Raw genomic sequence first — 16443 nt, 5'->3', positions numbered from 1 at the left:
TCTTGCGGTTTTGATGGAACGACACTTAGCCTCCCCAGACTACAGATTGCATATCTGGTCACGGCAATTCGTGTCCACAGACTGGTAATGCCGGTACTTAAAGTCCATACCGGTCGCGGCGCGCCCGCCGTCGAGCCGTGTTCGCGTGCCCGGCGTACCCACTTATGATGAGAGGGTGGCCGGGCGACTCGGATCGCGACACGGGACCCGCGAAAAAGGGCACCTCAAGACGTTAGGTATTGGTTCAACAAGTGCAAGTAGTGAGTATCAGCAGCCTCAAAGGCGGGGTCGGCAAGACCTCAGTGACCCTTGGACTGGCGTCCGCGGCTCTCTCCGCGGGAATTCCCACACTTGTAGTCGACCTTGATCCCCACGCTGATGCCACCACCGGGCTGGGCGTGCAGGCGGAAGACCAGATAGACATCGGCCGGCTCCTTAAGAATGCGAGGCGCGGGGATCTTGCAGCGAACGTCGTGCCGAGCGGTTGGATCAGCAATGCGGTCAAGCGCAGTCCCTCGGGCACTCCCCCAGTCCTTGATGTGGCGATGGGATCAGCGTATTCAGGGATTTATGACCGCCCCGACCTAGGCAAGCGGGATCTGCGCCGGCTCTCCACGCTGTTGGACCGCGTCGAAGGCTACCGGCTTGTACTGGTGGATTGCCCGCCCTCACTGAACGGTCTTACCCGGATGGCCTGGACGGCAAGCAACCGCGTACTGCTGGTCGCAGAGCCGGGGCTCTTCTCGGTTGCGGGCACCGAACGCACCATGCGGGCGATCGAACTGTTCAAGAGCGAGTTTGCGCCGAACCTCACCACGGCCGGAATTGTTGCCAACCGGGTCCGGTCAGGCTCCAACGAGCACACATTCAGGTTGAACGAGATGAAGCAGATGTTCGGCGACCTCCTGCTCAGTCCCACCATTTCGGAGCAGGCCAACTGGCAGCAAATCCAGGGCGCCGCCCATTCAGTGCATCACTGGCCCGGGGAATCCGCCAAACAGGCTGCGGGACACTTCGACGACCTTCTGCGCGCGTTGCTGGATTCTGGCCGCATGCGAAGCAGGGTGACCCGCCGCTAGGGCGAATCCCCGTCGGCTGATTCTTTGCGTGAACGCAAAAATGCCCCGCTCAAGGCGGGGCAAATGCTTGAAAGAACTAACCGATCTTGCGTGCAGCCCGACGCTTGCTTAGTTCATCGTCCGGAAAGTCCTGGTCAGCTGCGTGCTCGCTCGGCAATGCGGCGAGGCTACCCTCAACCTCACGCCAGACGCGTCCGACGGCGATACCGAATACTCCCTGCCCACCCTGAACCAGGTCGATTACTTCGTCAGCCGAGGTGCACTCATACACTGAGGCGCCGTCACTCATCAGGGTGATCTGTGCAAGGTCCTCGACGCCGCGCTCGCGAAGATGCTCAACGGCACTGCGGATCTGTTGAAGCGACACCCCGGTATCCAGGAGCCGCTTCACTACCTTCAGGACCAGAATGTCGCGGAAGCCGTACAACCGCTGCGAGCCGGAACCCGATGCGCCGCGAACGGCTGGCTCCACAAGCCCGGTGCGAGCCCAGTAGTCGAGCTGGCGATACGTGATACCGGCAGCCTTACAGGCCGTAGGGCCGCGGTAGCCTGCGTCCTCGTCAAGTACAGGGAGGTCTTCGGTGAAAAGCAGTCCCTGCGCGCTGGCCGGAATGGCCGTACCCGCAGCGGCCGCGTTGGAACCCGTACCGGCGTCGCCTTTCGGACTCACGTTTTGCCTCCTCATTCTGGTTCCCGGGGAAGTGGCGCAAGCCGAGGTCCAGGGTTTGATGCAAGTGTGCCCTGAGTTACCAGCGAGTGCAATGGGAACTGTATGCTTCGACGTTAGATCCCCGGGCACCCGAGGTCAAAGACGCTCCCTATAACAATCTGAGCGTGTCGCCCGTTACCGTTCGAAATCCTCCGGCTCCACGTCGGCCAGGAACTCGCGGAACTGCTTCAACTCGCGCTCAGCGCTTGCCTGGCCCTCGGCGGTTCCGGACTCGCCGTCGTCGTCCTCGCTGTCAGCAATTTCAACACCCGTATCCTCCATCACCTGCGGTGCGCAAAAAATGGGGCAGGGCACGCGAAGTGCGACGGCGATCGCGTCCGAAGCGCGGGAACTCACGCTCGTGCCGTCGTCGAACACTATTTCGGCGTGAAAGACGGTGTCTTCCACGCTGACCAGGCGCACCTCGGTGACGCTGTGCTTCAGGGCGGTGATCACGCTGACCAGGAGATCATGGGTCATTGGGCGTGGAGGAACGATTCCCTGCTGGACAAAAGCGATTGCGCTGGCCTCCGGCGCGCCGATCCAGATGGGTATGTGCCTGGTTCCAGCGGTTTCCTTCAGCAGGACAAGAGGCTGGTTTGACGGGAGTTCGATTCTCACGCCCACCACTTCGACTTCGAGCATGTCTGCCTCCTCAGGTTTCCATCCGTGCTATCTGGCCCTGGACGAGGGCGCTATGGAGGTTGAGGCAAAGTTCGCTGATCTCGCGGGCGGTTTCTGCTGCGCGGGCTTTTGAAGCGACGTCGCGACGGGAAGCCACCGGAGCGACCACACGTTCAACGAGGCCAAGCTCCCGGTCAGCTGCAGTTCGGAACGGACGCAGGTGGCGTGGCTCGATACCGTGCCCTTCCAGCTGGACACAGGCCTTGGCGATCTTCAGCGCATGTTCGTCAAAACGGCCATCAGCCTCAGAAATGAGACCGAACGAGATCAGGTCCCCAATGAGTTCGGGGCGCGCTCCCGCCTCTGCGGTCAACGTCTCGCGAGTAAGCCGCCGCGCGTGCGAACCGAGTTCCCGGGCGAGGTGGTCGGACACCATGCGCGGAGCGAGCGTGAGGCCGCCCGGCAGGCTCTCGGGACGTTCGCCCCGATCAATAGCGTCAACGTAGTCCTTGATCACCTTGAGGGGTAGGTACTGATCGCGTTGAAGGGCGAGGACGAACCGCAGGCGCTCGACATCCACCGCGGTGTATTTGCGGTACCCCGCGCGCGTCCGTTGCGGCGTGATCAGGCCTTTTTCCTCAAGGAACCGGATTTTGGATGCACTGATCTGGGGGAAGTCCCCAGCCAGTTCGGTGAGAACCTCCCCGATGTTGAGCACATTGCCCGGAACGCGCTCCGGGGCAACGCCAACTGGCCGCCGTGATGGCTGGGAGGAGGTCATTACTCCCCTAGGCCTGGCCCGGGGACTGCGGGACGCTTCCGGCGGCGTAGAAAGTGAGACGGAACTTGCCGATCTGCACCTCGTGTCCGTTCCGGAGGGCAACACTGTCCACCCGGTCGTTGTTGACGTACGTGCCGTTCAGGCTGCGGGCGTCGGCAACACTGAATCCCTCAGGACCGCGACGGAACTCTGCGTGCTTGCGGGACACGGTGACGTCATCAAGGAATATGTCTGCATTGGGGTGCCGCCCGGCAGTGGTGGCGTCCTCGTCGAGGAGGAAACGTGCACCGGCGTTGGGCCCCGAGTGGGCAACAAGCAGGGCCGAACCTTCAGGAAGTGCTGCGATTGCTGCGCGCTCTTCACTGGTGAGCCGCGGCTCGACCACGTTTGCAGTTTGCGGGGGCAGCCCGATGGTGGTGGTTTCCGGTGACGCCACGTGCGACACAGCAGCGTCCCGTGCGGCTGCACTATTCTCGCCAACCATTGAAGATCCTTCCCCAAAATACGTGGCCAACCGGTCTACCGGCTGGCCACTGTGTAAATGCCTTAGGTTGTTGCCTAAGCCGGTGAGTCTAGCCTACCTGCTGAGCGTATTCCGAAGAACTGAGAAGTTCCTCCACGACGGACTTGTCCGCCACCTTGATTTCGAACAACCATCCGTCACCGTAAGGGTCTGAGTTGATGAGGGCGGGGTCTGAGTCAAGCGCCTCGTTGCGCGTGACGACCTCCCCGCTGACGGGAGCATAGATGTCGCTGACGCTCTTGGTGGATTCGACTTCACCGACTACGTCTGAAGCAGCGACCGATGAGCCCGACTCGGGCATCTGGACGTACACAACGTCTCCCAGCGCGTCCTGGGCAAAATCCGTGATGCCGATTCGGACGACTCCATCGTCGTTGGGTGCGGTAACCCACTCGTGCTCGGCGGTGTAGTAAAGGGCTTCGGGAACGTTGCTCATTGTCGGCCTTTCGTCGGCGCCGGGCTGTTTCACTGGACTAAATTGGTGGCCCCAACTCTCACGATCGGGGGCCCTACGAACGAGTATAGGCACATGGCCAGTGCTCCGCGTCACTGCGCCTCTCGCGTGCCTGCGTAGCCAATTCTCAGCGGATGCGACAGGATCGGACCATGACTGAACTGCCCTTCCCCATCCAGCCCATGCTTGCGAAGGCTGTAAATGCGGTACCGGATCCGGACAGCGTGCCTGGGGGACTTATCTACGAACCGAAATGGGATGGGTTTCGGGCGGTCGTTCACATCCAGGACGGCAAGTGTGAGATCGGCAGCCGCGGGTCGAAGACCATCACCCGTTACTTTCCGGAGCTGGTGGCGGCGTTACTCGAGAACCTGCCCGAGCGGTGCGTGGTGGACGGGGAGATTGTGGTTCGACGGGGTGAGCCGGGGGCTGAGCGCCTCGACTGGGAGGGATTGTCCCAGCGCATTCACCCGGCCGAGAGCAGGGTGAAATTGCTCGCTGAGCAAACGCCGGCGTCGTTCATTGCTTTCGACCTGCTCGGCATCGATGACAACAATCTGCTCGAGGTGCCGTTCGCTGAACGGCGTAAGGCCCTGGAGGGCGTCGGTGAGAGTTTCGCAGCGCCGGTTCACCTGTCGCAGGTGACGGACGACGTCGACCTCGCGCGACGCTGGCTGGTTGAGTTCGAAGGGGCGGGCCTGGACGGTGTGGTCGCCAAACCGCTGGCTGCTGCCTATGAGCAGAACAAGCGACGCATGCTCAAGATCAAGCACCACCGTTCAGCTGACGCCGTGGTGTTGGGATACCGGGTGCACAAGAGCGGGCAGGGCGTGGGTTCGCTGTTGCTTGGCCTGTACGACGACGGCGGAGAGCTTCGCGGTGTGGGTGGCGCTTCGGCGTTCTCCGACAAGCGGCGGCTGGAGCTGGTCGATGAGTTGGAACCGGACGTCATGCGCGACGACGACGGCGGGATCCTCCGCGGTGAGTCCGACCGGAGCCGGTTCAACTCGAGCAAGGATGTTTCGTTTGTGCGGCTGCATCCGCGGAGGGTGGTCGAGGTGAGATATGACCAGATGGAAGGCGACCGGTTCAGGCATACCGTGCAGTTTGAGCGATGGCGGCCGGACCGCGAGGCGAAGTCCTGCACGTTCGAGCAGCTTGAGATTCCGGCGGCGTATGACCTGAGTAAGGTGCTCGCTTAACCATCATCTGTGGATAACCCTTTCGTGCTGTTTGAGCCCCGTTAGTATGGTTTGCGGTTCATGAGTAATCCAACGGTCGGGGAATTATGCTTCAGTCTCGCGTGGTCGGCACTATTGCTGGTGCGGCCCTATCTGTCCTAGTGCTTGCCGGATGCAATAGTGGCGGTGATCCGGGGGCTTCTGAAACGCCCAGCGCGTCTGCTACGGCGTCAGAGTCCGCATCTCCGTCAGCTTCTGCGTCGCCTTCGCCATCCACTTCGCCGTCGCCTTCTCCCGCGTCTGAGGCCGGGCCCGCTGTGAACATTCCAGTGCCTGAGAAGCCGGCTTTGGCGGACGAGAACTCTGTCGAGGGGTTGGAGGCGTTCACGGAGTGGTGGTTCGAGTTATTGAACTACGCATACGCGACTGGCGATCTCGAACCGCTGCGGACTGTAACGGACGCGGAGTGCGGAACCTGCGCGAACATCACAGGGGCAATTAGCGAAGCCTTCGCAGATGAAGGCTGGATGGCTGGCGGTGAAATTCAGCTGAAGAGTTTCGACAGCAAATTTCAAAAGAACGTTCACGGCTCGATTTCGTCGTTCATAACCATCGCGCAGACACCCGCGTCATATTATGACGCCGCTGGCTCTCTTATAAACGAAACTCCAGGTTTCTCTGAGCCGGACCTCAACGAGCTGATTGCCTTCCACGACGACCGTGCGTGGCTTCTGCTTGACGTAGGTGCAGTTGCGGTTGCGGAGTGAGCATGGCTAACGTAAATCTCCGTACACGTCCAGCCAAGTTTCAGGCGGTAACTGCGCTCCTATTCACGACTCTTCTGCCCCTTGCACCAACTCCTAATCCGGAGGTTGACGCTGGCTGGATTCCCGGGAAGGTCAAAGTCGAGAACGGCGACCCAGCTCCTGTGCAGGGAGGAGGCGAGGCAGAACAGCCGATCGGTTCTGGCAGCACTGTCGGAGACACCAGCAACGATTCCAATCAATCCGGCATCACCTACACCTACGAGCGAGTGTGTCTGCAGGGAGTCGGCAGTTTCTTGGACCCATCAGTATGTGTAGACATGAATGCACAGTGTGACGACGAACCCGGCGGCGCACTCGTTGAATGGATTGCGATTGACAGTTCTACCAACCCGCCGACAGAAACTCAGACGGGCGAGCGCTCCTGCCTCTACCCGGGTCAGCCCGCTCCTGAGCCGCCAGGTGGCGGCGAAGTCGCTGAGCCGGAAGTGGTCATCACCCTTGAGGACTTCCAGAGCCAACCGATCATCGCGGCGGAGATTGTCTCGGAGCCAAAGAACTTCGGATTGCTCGGCGGCCATAACAATGTGTGGGCCAACGTCGAGGAGCAGGAGTTCAACTTCGAAACCCTCGGTGACGAAGTGCGAATCCGCGCCTGGCCCGTCGAGTACGACTGGAACTATGGTGATGGCACGTCGAAGATCACCACAACCGCCGGCAATTCGGTTCCAGAAGAAGAATGGCTCATGGTCGAAACACCAACGAGTCATGTCTATGAGGAAACCGGCGACTACAACCTCGTCCTGACGACGCGATTCAACGGTGACTACTCCGTCAACGGAGGTCCGTGGATTCCCATAGCAGGCCAGGCCGAAGTGCAGTCAGAAGCCCACCTGATGAGCATCTGGCGGTCCGACAACCGGCTTGTGGACGGAACCTGCAAGGACAACCCTTCAGCCTGGGGCTGCGACTAGAACCTACTTGTCCTTCTTTGCGCGGCTCGGCTGCACCCGCGACGGCTCCCCCGGCATCTTCGGGTAGTCGGGCGGGAAGGGAAGTTCACCGAGCCCGGAATCCAGGTCACGCTGCCACCACTCGAGCAGCACGTCTATCGTTCCCGGCTTGTCGTGAAAATTGGCCCAAGGATCTCCGACCGTCCTCAAACGATCGGGAACCGTGAGGATCGTGAAGTCCTTCGGGCTAACTGATTCGAGTTCATCCCAGGTAAGCGGGCACGACACCGGAGCATGCGCCAAAGCCCGCGGACTGTAGGCACCTGCAATGGTTCTGTCACGATTCGCCTGGTTGAAGTCGACGAAGACCTTCTCCCCCCGCTCTTCCTTCCACCACGACGTCGTCACCTTTTCCGGCATCCGCCGCTCCAGTTCCCGCGCCGCCGCGATCACCGCGTGGCGAACGTCGAGGAACTCCGCAACTGGCTCGATCGGCGCATACACGTGGATTCCGCGGTTACCCGACGTCTTGAGGAAGGCCTCAAGGCCGGCCTCCTCCAGGACCTTCCGGAGCTCAATCGCGGCGGGAACGGCGTCGTCGAAATCGGTCCCCGGCTGCGGATCAAGATCGATCCGTAGCTGATCGGGATTGTCGGAGTTCTCCGCCAGAGACGGCCACGGGTGAAATACCACTGTGTTCATCTGCGCGGCCCAAACCGCTGCGGCCGGCTCATCGATCACCAGTTGCGCGTGTGAACGTGCGCTCGGGTAGACAACTTTCACCGAGCGGATGTAATCCGGGGCGCCTTTCGGCGGATTCTTCGAGAAGAACTGGTCACCGTCGATATTGCCCCCGAACCGCTGCAACGCCAACGGCCGTCCACCATTTGCGGCGATGAAGGCGTCGCCCACATCCACGAGGTACTTGGCCAGATCCAACTTGGTCAATCCCAGTTCCGGCCACATCACGCGGCTCGGACTGGAAATTCTTACTTCTCGGATGCCGTTCGGCCCATCAACGGGTAGGACTGTCGCCTCGGATGCCATGCGTCCAACATACTTGGGACCAGCGCCAATCGGGAGGACGGCGCGTCAACACCTTCAGGCAGGAAGAATGACGCCGATCGGCTCCTTCTTCTCCGCCTGGAACCGATCCTCGGTCCGGCCTGCAGCCCAGTAACCCGATAGGGACAGCTGTTCCTTGCTCAGACCTCGCTCCTTCAGGAAGACGTCGCGCAACGCCTTCATCGACTCACGCTCCCCGTGCGCGAAGACCTGCACCCGCCCCGCGGGCCATTGGTATGCCGAGACGGCGGTGGCCAGCAGCGCCGTCGTCGCCTGGTTACGAATGCCGCGCTGTACCCAGCGGACTTCTACGCCTGGCGGCTTGGCAAGTACGACGACGTCGTCCGGCCCCTCGCACTCGAGGAAAGCTACACCCGTGGTTTCGGCGGGCAATGACTCAAGTGCCGCTGCGATGGCTGGAAGAGCTGACTCGTCCCCGGCGAACAAGTGCCAATCGGCGGTGGCATCCGGTGAGTAGGCGCCATTTGGACCCATCAGGGCGATGCGCTCCCCCGGCTGGACCCGCGCAGCCCATGGACCAGCAAGTCCCTCGTCCCCATGAACGACGAAGTCGATGTCGATGGTGCGCTCAGCAACGTTGACCCGCCGGACGGTGTAGGTGCGGGTGACGGGTACGTCGTCCGCGGGCAACTGCTCGCGCAACGCCGCGAGGTCGTAAGGCGGTTCGAGCCCGAGCTCCGGCTTGGCAAAGAGCAGCTTCACGTAGTTGTCGGTGACGTCCTTAGGTTGAAACTGGTCAAAGGCATGACCGCCCAGGGTAACCCGGACCATGTGGGGGGTGACCCGAGCAGTCTGGATCACGTCGAAGACGAGCTGCGGGCGAGCCGGACGGACATTCGGCTGGGAGGTAGGCATGTTTCAATTTCTCACGACTGGCACCGGGCGGAGAAACTAGTTGCGCATCTTATATATGTGGTGTCTTATATAAGATATGTCTCTTATGCATTCAATTCTCGGTCTTCTAAATGTGCGGCCCATGACGGGTTATGACTTGAAGAAAGCCTTCGACAGTTCTGTCGCGCACTTTTGGGGCGCAGATCAAGCCCAGATCTACCGGACGCTCTCAAAGCTCAATGAAAGCGGACTCGTGACGGTTAAGGTCATCCCACAAGACGGCAAGCCCGACCGCCGCGAACATCACCTCACCGGTCCCGGACGCGCCGAACTGTCGGCCTGGCTGCGATCCCCGATGACTCCGGAAACAACAAGGGAACCCTTCCTCGCCCGCATCTTTTTCGCGGGCACGGAGGCAGATCCTGACCTTGTACGCGAACTGGTCGCGGAACGCCGTGCAGCTGCGCTCGACCAATTGCGCGCCCTAGAGAGCATCGAGTCGCCCGGCTCGTCCCTCACCGAACGGCTGCGCGCCTGTACGCTGCGCAACGGCATTGCTCACATCGAAACCGAACTTACCTGGTTGAACGAACTGGAGAAGGCGCTTTGATGCACGTCGTGGAGTATCACCCCGAATCGGCCGACAGTGTCCTGTTCCTGCATGGTGGCAACGTAGCAGGGTGGATGTGGCGTGAACAGGCGCTGGCGCTCCCCGACCATCACAGCCTTGTGCCGGACCTTCCCGGATTTGGCGAGTCCGCGCACATTTCCTGGACAGCTCTTTCGGCGGTCGTCGACGAGATTGCCGAAGTCATCCGTCAGCGCGCTCACGGAGGTCGCGCCGACGTCGTTGGTCTATCTCTTGGCGGCGTGCTCGGCGTTCTTCTCACGGCCAGACATCCTGCGCTGGTCAGAAGCACTATCGTCACGGGAGCGGCGCTCAGCGGGGTAACTGGATTCGCGAGGTTTTCGGGTCTTTGGCAGCTGCGGCTGTGGGGGTCTGCGGCCTACTGGCGCGGGCTGGCGCGTGTGTTCCGGTTACCCGAAGACTCCGTCGATCAGTTCGTTGAGACGGGGGTCGGAATTGATCGGCAGTCCGCGCTGGACATGATGACGCAGGTCTACAACGGCATCCCGGACTCGGAGCTCGACGGACTTCGTGCCGCCACGATGCCGGTTCTTGCAATTGCAGGAGAGAAGGAGCCTCAACTGGTGAGGGGCTCGCTGGACCGCATCAGCAGCCGTGCCCCAAGAGCACAGTCGCGGCTCGCTCCCGGGATGCACCACGTATGGAGCGCGGAGGACCCCGAGCTGTTTCACCGGGTACTTCAGCACTGGTTGACCAACCATGAACCGGCGCCGGAACTTCTTCCGATTGCTGCTACTCCTCGAAAAGCCCGTGGCCACAATGCGCCGTAAGGACCTTCCAAGTGAAACAACCATCCATCCCGCGTATGGTCGAACGGAGCTCCCAGTCCATATGAAAGGAGACCGACGATGCCGTTCGTCTTCTCTCGTTTGATTCGCCGGCTCGGGCGCTCCCACACCTGGGGCCTGCCGGTGCTCATCATCGCCGTAGTGTTCCTCACGAGCTGGCCACTGATGATCTGGGCCGAGCCTGCCGAGAACACCATCACCGCGGTAGAGAACTACTGGTGGTGGTTCATCGTCACGGCGTCAACGGTCGGATACGGCGACTTCTTTCCCACAACCGTCGGCGGGCACCTCGTTGGCGCCTACGTCATCATCGGCGGGATTGTTACGCTGACAACGCTCTTTACCCGGATCGCTTCGGCGATTGACAACGCGAAGGGACAGCGCATGAAGGGTCACGTAGATCTGGACATGTCAGACCACCTGGTTATCGTCGGTTACACGCCCGGCCGCACTGAACGGATCATCAGCGAAATCACCGCGGACGGTACCCAACCGGTCGCGTTGTGCGTCTGGGACGAAGTGCCCGAGAATCCGATACCCGAATTCGTGGATATCGGGTTCGTCCGCGGTGACCTGTCCGAGGACAGTGTGTTGCGCCGGGCCGGCGTGCATCGGGCCACCCGTGTACTTATTGACGCCAGGGACGACAATGAAGCCCTCGCCCTCACCGTTGCAGTGACGCACGTCAACCCGAGCGCGCACACCGTGGTGACACTCAAGGACATGAGCCGTGCCCGGAACTTCTCCTACATAGACGACGACGTCCGCTGCGTACAGTGGCACTCGCCGCGTATGGCTACAGAAGAACTCCAAGACCCGGGGATTGCTGTTGTATACGCAGACCTGATGAGCCACGGCGGTCGGAACACCTACAGCACGAGGCTGCCCGACACGCTCCCGTCGATGGAGTTCGGGGTGATCCAATCGGCTTTGGGGCGGACCTTTGCCACCACCGTCCTGGCAGTGCAGCACGACGGCAAGGTCATCAATCCCGGGTGGGACGCCGCGCTTCCCACAGGTTCGGTGCTCTACTACGTGGGCGAGCGCCGTCTCGCTCCCGAGGAGATCGCAGGAGCACTGGTCGGATAGCACCTGCATCCGCGCTCTGGAAACTATCGGGAACAAAGAAAAACCGCTCCAATTCTGGTCCAACCAGAACTGAAACGGTTTTCGTTTGTCGGGATGACAGGATTTGAACCTGCGACCCCTTGACCCCCAGTCAAGTGCGCTACCAAGCTGCGCCACATCCCGATCGGCCCGGACTATACGTCCGAACCACCTGAAGAATCCTATCCTATCGACGCCCTGAGCGACGAACCGCAGGACCCCAAAGCAGGGTGCTACTTCTTGCGTCCGCGCTTCTCACGGACGCGCATGCTGACCTCGATCGGAGTGCCCTCGAAGCCGAAGGTTTCACGGAGCCGGCGGGTGATGAAGCGTCGGTAACCGGGGTCAAGGAAACCGGTTGTGAACAGGACGAACCGAGGCGGACGCGAAGACGCCTGCGTGCCGAACAGGATGCGAGGTTGCTTTCCACCACGGACGGGGTGCGGGTGCGCAGCCACGAGCTCGCCGAGGAATGCGTTCAGCTTGCCGGTGGGAATCCGCATGTCCCAGGACTCCAGCGCCTTATCCAGCGCCGGGACCAGCCGGTCCTTGTGCCAGCCGGTCTTCGCCGAAATGTTCACCCGGGGCGCCCACTCGACGTGGGCCAGGTCCTGCTCAATTTCGCGTTCCAGGTAACTACGGCGTTCGTCATCGAGCAGGTCCCATTTGTTGAACGCAAGGACCACGGCTCGCCCGGACTCAATCGCCAGGTTGAGGATGCGAACATCCTGCTCACTCAACACCTCATCAACAGCCAGCAGAACAACAGCAACTTCCGCCTTTTCCAGCGCCGACTGCGTACGCAACGAAGCGTAGAAATCCGCGCCCTGAGCCATATGAACTCGACGTCGGATTCCCGCAGTATCGACAAAACGCCAAACCCGGTCACCGAGCTCGATCATCTCGTCCACCGGGTCGCGGGTGGTTCCCGCCAGAGGATCCACCACAACGCGCTCAGTTCCGGCCAGCTTGTTCAGCAGGGAGGACTTCCCAACGTTTGGCCGTCCAATCAGCGCAATACGGCGAGGCCCGCCGGACCGCTCCAGTCCGCCATGCTCGGAGAACTCGGGCATCAAGTCAACTGCCCTGTCGAGCATGTCGGCTGTACCGCGGCCATGCAGTGCCGAGACTGGCATTGGCTCACCGAAGCCAAGCGACCACAGCACAGACGCATCCGCTTCATTCTGGATATCGTCAACCTTGTTCGCAACGAGGATGACCGGCTTCTTCTTGCGCCGCAGCATCCGCACAATTGCCTCATCGGTTGCCGTCGCGCCCACTGTCGCATCGACAACCAGCAGCACTGCATCCGCGAGGTCAACGGCGGCTTCCGCCTGATCAGCCACGCGCGCGTGAATGCCACGGGCGTCGTGCTCCCAGCCGCCCGTGTCGACCAGTGTGAAGTTAGTGCCGTTCCACGTCGCCGAGTACATCACGCGGTCGCGGGTGACGCCCGGAGTGTCCTCGACAACAGCTTCACGGCGTCCGAGGATGCGGTTCACCAGAGTCGACTTGCCGACGTTCGGACGCCCCACGATCGCAAGGACAGGGTCGAGACGGACGGGGGCTTCGGCGTCGAAATCGCCCAACTCCTGCGCAAGCAGGGCTGCGTCTTCCTCATCGAGGTCATAATCCTCCAGCCCGGCGCGCAGGGACTCGGCGCGGCGCTCAGCCTCGGCGTCGTCAAGTGCGTGAGTGCGCTCGACAACGGAATCATCGCCTGTTGGCTCAAACTCTTCGTCAAGCCCGTTCTGGTTCTCGCTCATCATCGCGATCCTTCGTGTTATTGATGTGCCACGGTGCGGACAACGTCCAGCACTGCGGTCACGGTCTGCTCAAAATCCAGGTCCGACGAATCGACGGTTACCACGCCGTCAGCGGCCTGCTGAAAATTCACTACTGAGGAATCCTTGGCGTCGCGCGCAAGTACCTGCTGCTTCAACTGATCACTCGTCTGGGTTCCCCCGAGCTGATCACCGCGTCGACGCAGCCGTGCCTCTTCGCTCGCGGTCAGGAGAATCCGCACCTCGGCCTCGGGTGCCACGACAGTGGTGATGTCCCGGCCTTCGGCGACGATGCGGTGGTTCGAATCGGCGATGATCTGCCGCTGCCTGCGGATCAGCTCACTCCGGGCGCCAAGCGTGGTGGCGACAGCGCTGACGGCCTGCGAGACCCGCGGCTCACGGATAGCGTCGGTGACGTCGATTCCACTCACACGGACGGACTCAATGTCGGGGCGGGTGCTGATTGCCAGGTCCAGATTGCGGGCTGCGCGCTCCACTGCCCCGGCATCGGAAAGGTCCACGCCCTCCTCAAGACAGTGCAGGGTGACCGCCCGGTACATTGCACCCGTATCCAGGTACGCCGCGTGCAGACGGCGGGCAGTTTCGCGGCTCACGCTAGATTTGCCTGATCCGGAGGGGCCGTCAATGGCCACGACCATGGACTTGCCTAACCGGAACTGAGCGAGCGGCATTGATTCCGTACTCACTGGACCACCCGCCATCCGCGTTCAGTCAGGAACTCCGTCAGTTCGTGGCGCTTCCCTGGAAGCACCGAAATCTCGGCCATGCCAACCTGCCTCTCGGGCGAATGTTCCAGACGCAGATCTTCGAGGTTGATGCCGGTGTCCCCAATTTCCGTCAGCAGGCGGGCGATCTGCCCGGGAATGTCCTCCACCAGGACGGTCAGTTTCGAGAATGCTTCCGGGGGCGCTCCGTGTTTACCGGGAATGCGCGCCTGCCCGATATTTCCCTCGGACATCAGTTGCGCCATGTCCAGGCGGGCTCCCTCGCCGAGCGGGTTCTCGAGCGTCCCGATGAGGCGGTTGAGATCCTCGCGGACGCCATACAGAATGTCGACAAGCCGCCCGGCGTTCGCCGACAGGATCTGCACCCACAGCCGGGGGTCGCTCGCCGCGATCCGGGTGACGTCACGCAGTCCGTTTCCAGCCAGCGACAGTGCGTGCGCGGGGGTGTCCTGCAGACGGCTCGCGAGCAGCGACGACAGCACCTGCGGCAAGTGGGAAATCACCGCGACAGCCTGGTCGTGGTCTTCCGCGGACATCCGCGAGACCACCGCGCCAAGGTCGATGGCCAGGGATTCCGCCGTGCGAATAGCATCTGGGGCACTCTCCGCAGACGCGCAGATAACCCAGGGCATGGAAGTGAACAGCTCAGCCCGAGCAGCTACGGGACCCGACTTCTCACGGCCCGCCATCGGGTGCGTGCCAACGTAACGCGGCAGGGCGGCGTCGTCGGCTTCCTTTCGAACCTCACCGAGGACGGCGTCCTTGACGCTGGCAATGTCGACGACGACGGCGGCCGGGTAGTCCGCGAGCGCACGCACGGCAAGAGATCCGGTTACGTCCGGCGGCGCCGCAATCACCACGAGTTCCGGCGCGAAACCGGGATCCACGCTTTCCAGCGAGCGGCCAGCGCCGATATCCACGGCAACCGCCTGCGTGGACGGAGATACATCAGAAAGCACGACGTCGAGCCCGCGCCTGCGCAGGCCCAGCCCAATGCTCGTCCCGAGCAGGCCGGTGCCGATGATCAGCACGGGCCCGGACAGGTGTGTACCCCCGTTGCTGGCTACGGTCATCGGTTACAGCTCCACAGCGGCCAGGAGGTGCCCAACTTCCTGACGGCCGAGGACGCGGATGCTGCCCTGACGCTGGTCGCCGACACGGATCGGACCGAACTGGGTGCGCACCAGGCGCTCGACGGGGTGACCGATGGCATCGAACAAACGCCGGACCACGCGGTTGCGCCCGGAGTGCAGGACCACCTCGACCAGCACGTGGCCAGGTGTCGAATCGACCAGCCGGAAGGAATCGACCTTCGCGATGCCGTCCTCCAACTCAATGCCTTCCTTCATCTGGGCACCAAGGCCGTGCGCCATCTGCCCGCGAACCTGCACCAGGTAGGTTTTCGGGATTTCGAAGGAAGGGTGGGTCAGGCGGTTGGTAAGCTCACCGTCGTTGGTCAGGATGATCAGTCCCTCGGTAGCCACATCGAGACGCCCGACGTGGAACAGCCGCTCCCCCTTGCGGTTCTTCAGGAAGTCGCTGATGCAGGGGCGGCCCTCGGGGTCCTCCATGGTGGAGACAACACCCTTGGGCTTGTTGAACGCGTAGTACATTGTGGTTTCGCTCAACTGGATGCGCATTCCATCGACGTGGATAACCGCGGTGGTCGCATCGACCCGAACCCCGAGGTCCGTGACAACGGTTCCATCGACTTCAACGCGGCCGTCGCGGATCATGTCCTCACATACACGCCGCGATGCGACACCCGCGGAAGCCATGACCTTCTGCAACCGGACGCCGTCTGGATCATGGACGTCCAACCGGTCAACCGGTGGCGCCTTGGGACGCCGCGGGCGGTGAACAGGGCCGAGATTCCGTCCAAAACGTTCCTTGCCGAATGGCGTCTGCCCGGCAGAACCACCCTTCTGGCCGCTGCGTGCAGGCTTCGGAGCTGCCCTGCCGCCGCTCTTCGCGCCGCCTCGCGCGTCACTCCGAGCTGTGTAGGCGGACTTGCCGGAGTCGCCACCGAAGCTTTGGGCGCGATCATCCTGACCACGGCTGTCCTGGCCGCGAGCGCTTTGGCCACGGTTGCCATAACCACGGCTATCCTCACCACGACTGCTTTGGCCACGGCTGTCCTCACCACGACTGCCTTGCCCGCGGTCGTCACGACCACGATCATCTTGGCCGCGAGTGCTTTGGCCTCGGTTGCCTTGGCCGCGGTTGTCCTGGCCACGATTGCCTTGGCCACGGTTGTCCTGGCCACGATTGCCTTGGCCACGGTTGTCCTGACCACGGTCGTCTTGGCCACGGTTACTGCCGGCGCGGTTCCTTCCGGATCCGGAGCGGGGCGCCTGTGTCATTGAAAATCCTTAATTGTT

18 protein-coding genes and 1 tRNA gene are annotated in these 16443 nt (G+C 62.0%); 7 read left to right on the top strand and 12 right to left on the bottom strand.

Going from position 1 to position 16443, the window contains the following annotated elements; translation table 11 throughout:
• Positions 1-251: 251 nt before the first annotated feature.
• Complete coding sequence (locus tag ACWA1U_RS10755; protein WP_463722180.1) at positions 252-1079, top strand: ParA family protein; 828 nt, start codon at positions 252-254, stop codon at positions 1077-1079.
• A gap of 76 nt (positions 1080-1155) precedes the next feature.
• Here ACWA1U_RS10755 and ACWA1U_RS10750 read toward each other — a convergent pair whose 3' ends face one another.
• The 5 genes from ACWA1U_RS10750 to gcvH form a co-directional block, all read right to left on the bottom strand.
• Complete coding sequence (locus ACWA1U_RS10750; protein ID WP_463722179.1) at positions 1156-1749, bottom strand: MerR family transcriptional regulator; 594 nt, start codon at positions 1747-1749, stop codon at positions 1156-1158.
• 174 nt (positions 1750-1923) lie between these two features.
• On the bottom strand, positions 1924-2433 hold the full coding sequence (locus ACWA1U_RS10745; RefSeq protein ID WP_463722178.1) for a bifunctional nuclease family protein: 510 nt from the start codon (positions 2431-2433) through the stop codon (positions 1924-1926).
• 10 nt (positions 2434-2443) lie between these two features.
• Positions 2444-3193 carry a transcriptional regulator FtsR gene (gene ftsR, locus ACWA1U_RS10740; protein ID WP_463722177.1) on the bottom strand — a complete coding sequence of 250 codons (750 nt, stop codon included), beginning with the start codon at positions 3191-3193 and terminating at the stop codon, positions 2444-2446.
• 7 nt (positions 3194-3200) lie between these two features.
• The gene (locus ACWA1U_RS10735; protein ID WP_463722176.1) at positions 3201-3677 is read right to left on the bottom strand and encodes an FHA domain-containing protein; all 477 of its coding nucleotides are present in this window, start codon (positions 3675-3677) and stop codon (positions 3201-3203) included.
• Positions 3678-3765: 88 nt separating this feature from the next.
• Positions 3766-4152: a glycine cleavage system protein GcvH gene (gene gcvH / locus ACWA1U_RS10730; RefSeq protein WP_463722175.1), complete on the bottom strand. Its 387-nt coding sequence runs from the start codon at positions 4150-4152 to the stop codon at positions 3766-3768.
• A 170-nt stretch (positions 4153-4322) separates the two neighbouring features.
• Here gcvH and ACWA1U_RS10725 point away from each other — a divergent pair, with 170 nt between their 5' ends.
• From ACWA1U_RS10725 to ACWA1U_RS10715, 3 genes are all read left to right on the top strand, one after another.
• Positions 4323-5372, top strand: a complete 1050-nt coding sequence (locus ACWA1U_RS10725) for an ATP-dependent DNA ligase (RefSeq protein ID WP_463722174.1) — start codon at positions 4323-4325, stop codon at positions 5370-5372.
• 86 nt (positions 5373-5458) lie between these two features.
• On the top strand, positions 5459-6118 hold the full coding sequence (locus ACWA1U_RS10720; protein WP_463722173.1) for a DUF6318 family protein: 660 nt from the start codon (positions 5459-5461) through the stop codon (positions 6116-6118).
• Positions 6119-6435: 317 nt separating this feature from the next.
• Positions 6436-7089: a hypothetical protein gene (locus ACWA1U_RS10715; RefSeq protein ID WP_463722172.1), complete on the top strand. Its 654-nt coding sequence runs from the start codon at positions 6436-6438 to the stop codon at positions 7087-7089.
• 3 nt (positions 7090-7092) lie between these two features.
• Here the strand turns inward: ACWA1U_RS10715 and ligD are convergent, their stop codons facing one another.
• Positions 7093-8115 carry a non-homologous end-joining DNA ligase gene (gene ligD, locus ACWA1U_RS10710; protein WP_463722171.1) on the bottom strand — a complete coding sequence of 341 codons (1023 nt, stop codon included), beginning with the start codon at positions 8113-8115 and terminating at the stop codon, positions 7093-7095.
• Between the two features lie 54 nt (positions 8116-8169).
• Positions 8170-9009, bottom strand: a complete 840-nt coding sequence (locus ACWA1U_RS10705; RefSeq protein WP_463722170.1) for a siderophore-interacting protein — start codon at positions 9007-9009, stop codon at positions 8170-8172.
• A 76-nt stretch (positions 9010-9085) separates the two neighbouring features.
• On the opposite strand from ACWA1U_RS10705, the gene ACWA1U_RS10700 reads away from it, so the two are divergent.
• The 3 genes from ACWA1U_RS10700 (at position 9086) to ACWA1U_RS10690 (ending at position 11514) form a co-directional block, all read left to right on the top strand.
• A complete protein-coding gene (locus tag ACWA1U_RS10700) occupies positions 9086-9598 on the top strand; it encodes a PadR family transcriptional regulator (protein WP_463722169.1) in 513 nt (170 codons plus the stop codon).
• Positions 9598-10407 (top strand): alpha/beta fold hydrolase, encoded by an 810-nt coding sequence (locus ACWA1U_RS10695; RefSeq protein ID WP_463722168.1) that lies wholly within the window; start codon positions 9598-9600, stop codon positions 10405-10407. The genes ACWA1U_RS10700 and ACWA1U_RS10695 overlap by 1 nt, the downstream gene beginning before the upstream one ends.
• 78 nt (positions 10408-10485) lie before the next feature.
• Positions 10486-11514: an ion channel gene (locus ACWA1U_RS10690; protein ID WP_463722167.1), complete on the top strand. Its 1029-nt coding sequence runs from the start codon at positions 10486-10488 to the stop codon at positions 11512-11514.
• An 88-nt stretch (positions 11515-11602) separates the two neighbouring features.
• Here the strand turns inward: ACWA1U_RS10690 and ACWA1U_RS10685 are convergent.
• The 5 genes from ACWA1U_RS10685 to ACWA1U_RS10665 all read right to left on the bottom strand — a co-directional run bounded on the left by ACWA1U_RS10685 (position 11603) and on the right by ACWA1U_RS10665 (position 16425).
• Positions 11603-11676: transfer RNA gene (locus ACWA1U_RS10685), tRNA-Pro, on the bottom strand.
• 89 nt (positions 11677-11765) lie between these two features.
• Positions 11766-13301 (bottom strand): ribosome biogenesis GTPase Der, encoded by a 1536-nt coding sequence (gene der / locus ACWA1U_RS10680; RefSeq protein ID WP_463722166.1) that lies wholly within the window; start codon positions 13299-13301, stop codon positions 11766-11768.
• A gap of 14 nt (positions 13302-13315) precedes the next feature.
• The gene (cmk, locus tag ACWA1U_RS10675) at positions 13316-14008 is read right to left on the bottom strand and encodes a (d)CMP kinase (protein WP_463725018.1); all 693 of its coding nucleotides are present in this window, start codon (positions 14006-14008) and stop codon (positions 13316-13318) included.
• Positions 14009-14019: 11 nt separating this feature from the next.
• A complete protein-coding gene (locus tag ACWA1U_RS10670) occupies positions 14020-15135 on the bottom strand; it encodes a prephenate dehydrogenase (protein WP_463722165.1) in 1116 nt (371 codons plus the stop codon).
• A 3-nt stretch (positions 15136-15138) separates the two neighbouring features.
• Positions 15139-16425 (bottom strand): pseudouridine synthase, encoded by a 1287-nt coding sequence (locus ACWA1U_RS10665; RefSeq protein WP_463722164.1) that lies wholly within the window; start codon positions 16423-16425, stop codon positions 15139-15141.
• Positions 16426-16443: the final 18 nt, after the last annotated feature.

It is taken from the genome of Arthrobacter sp. TRD_SC_6 (assembly GCF_055361185.1).
Note: the sequence above shows the minus strand (reverse complement) of the source record. Positions and strands in the feature narration are given on the sequence as shown.

Coding starts and splice junctions, on each gene's coding strand:
- ligD (WP_463722171.1), bottom strand. CDS start 8,115: ATGGCATCCGAGGCGACAGTCCTACCCGTTGATGGGCCGAACGGCATC.
- ACWA1U_RS10705 (WP_463722170.1), bottom strand. CDS start 9,009: ATGCCTACCTCCCAGCCGAATGTCCGTCCGGCTCGCCCGCAGCTCGTC.
- ACWA1U_RS10700 (WP_463722169.1), top strand. CDS start 9,086: ATGTCTCTTATGCATTCAATTCTCGGTCTTCTAAATGTGCGGCCCATG.
- ACWA1U_RS10695 (WP_463722168.1), top strand. CDS start 9,598: ATGCACGTCGTGGAGTATCACCCCGAATCGGCCGACAGTGTCCTGTTC.
- cmk (WP_463725018.1), bottom strand. CDS start 14,008: ATGCCGCTCGCTCAGTTCCGGTTAGGCAAGTCCATGGTCGTGGCCATT.
- ACWA1U_RS10665 (WP_463722164.1), bottom strand. CDS start 16,425: ATGACACAGGCGCCCCGCTCCGGATCCGGAAGGAACCGCGCCGGCAGT.
- ACWA1U_RS10690 (WP_463722167.1), top strand. CDS start 10,486: ATGCCGTTCGTCTTCTCTCGTTTGATTCGCCGGCTCGGGCGCTCCCAC.
- ACWA1U_RS10670 (WP_463722165.1), bottom strand. CDS start 15,135: ATGACCGTAGCCAGCAACGGGGGTACACACCTGTCCGGGCCCGTGCTG.
- der (WP_463722166.1), bottom strand. CDS start 13,301: ATGATGAGCGAGAACCAGAACGGGCTTGACGAAGAGTTTGAGCCAACA.
- ACWA1U_RS10735 (WP_463722176.1), bottom strand. CDS start 3,677: ATGGTTGGCGAGAATAGTGCAGCCGCACGGGACGCTGCTGTGTCGCAC.
- ACWA1U_RS10720 (WP_463722173.1), top strand. CDS start 5,459: ATGCTTCAGTCTCGCGTGGTCGGCACTATTGCTGGTGCGGCCCTATCT.
- ftsR (WP_463722177.1), bottom strand. CDS start 3,193: ATGACCTCCTCCCAGCCATCACGGCGGCCAGTTGGCGTTGCCCCGGAG.
- gcvH (WP_463722175.1), bottom strand. CDS start 4,152: ATGAGCAACGTTCCCGAAGCCCTTTACTACACCGCCGAGCACGAGTGG.
- ACWA1U_RS10745 (WP_463722178.1), bottom strand. CDS start 2,433: ATGCTCGAAGTCGAAGTGGTGGGCGTGAGAATCGAACTCCCGTCAAAC.
- ACWA1U_RS10715 (WP_463722172.1), top strand. CDS start 6,436: ATGAATGCACAGTGTGACGACGAACCCGGCGGCGCACTCGTTGAATGG.
- ACWA1U_RS10725 (WP_463722174.1), top strand. CDS start 4,323: ATGACTGAACTGCCCTTCCCCATCCAGCCCATGCTTGCGAAGGCTGTA.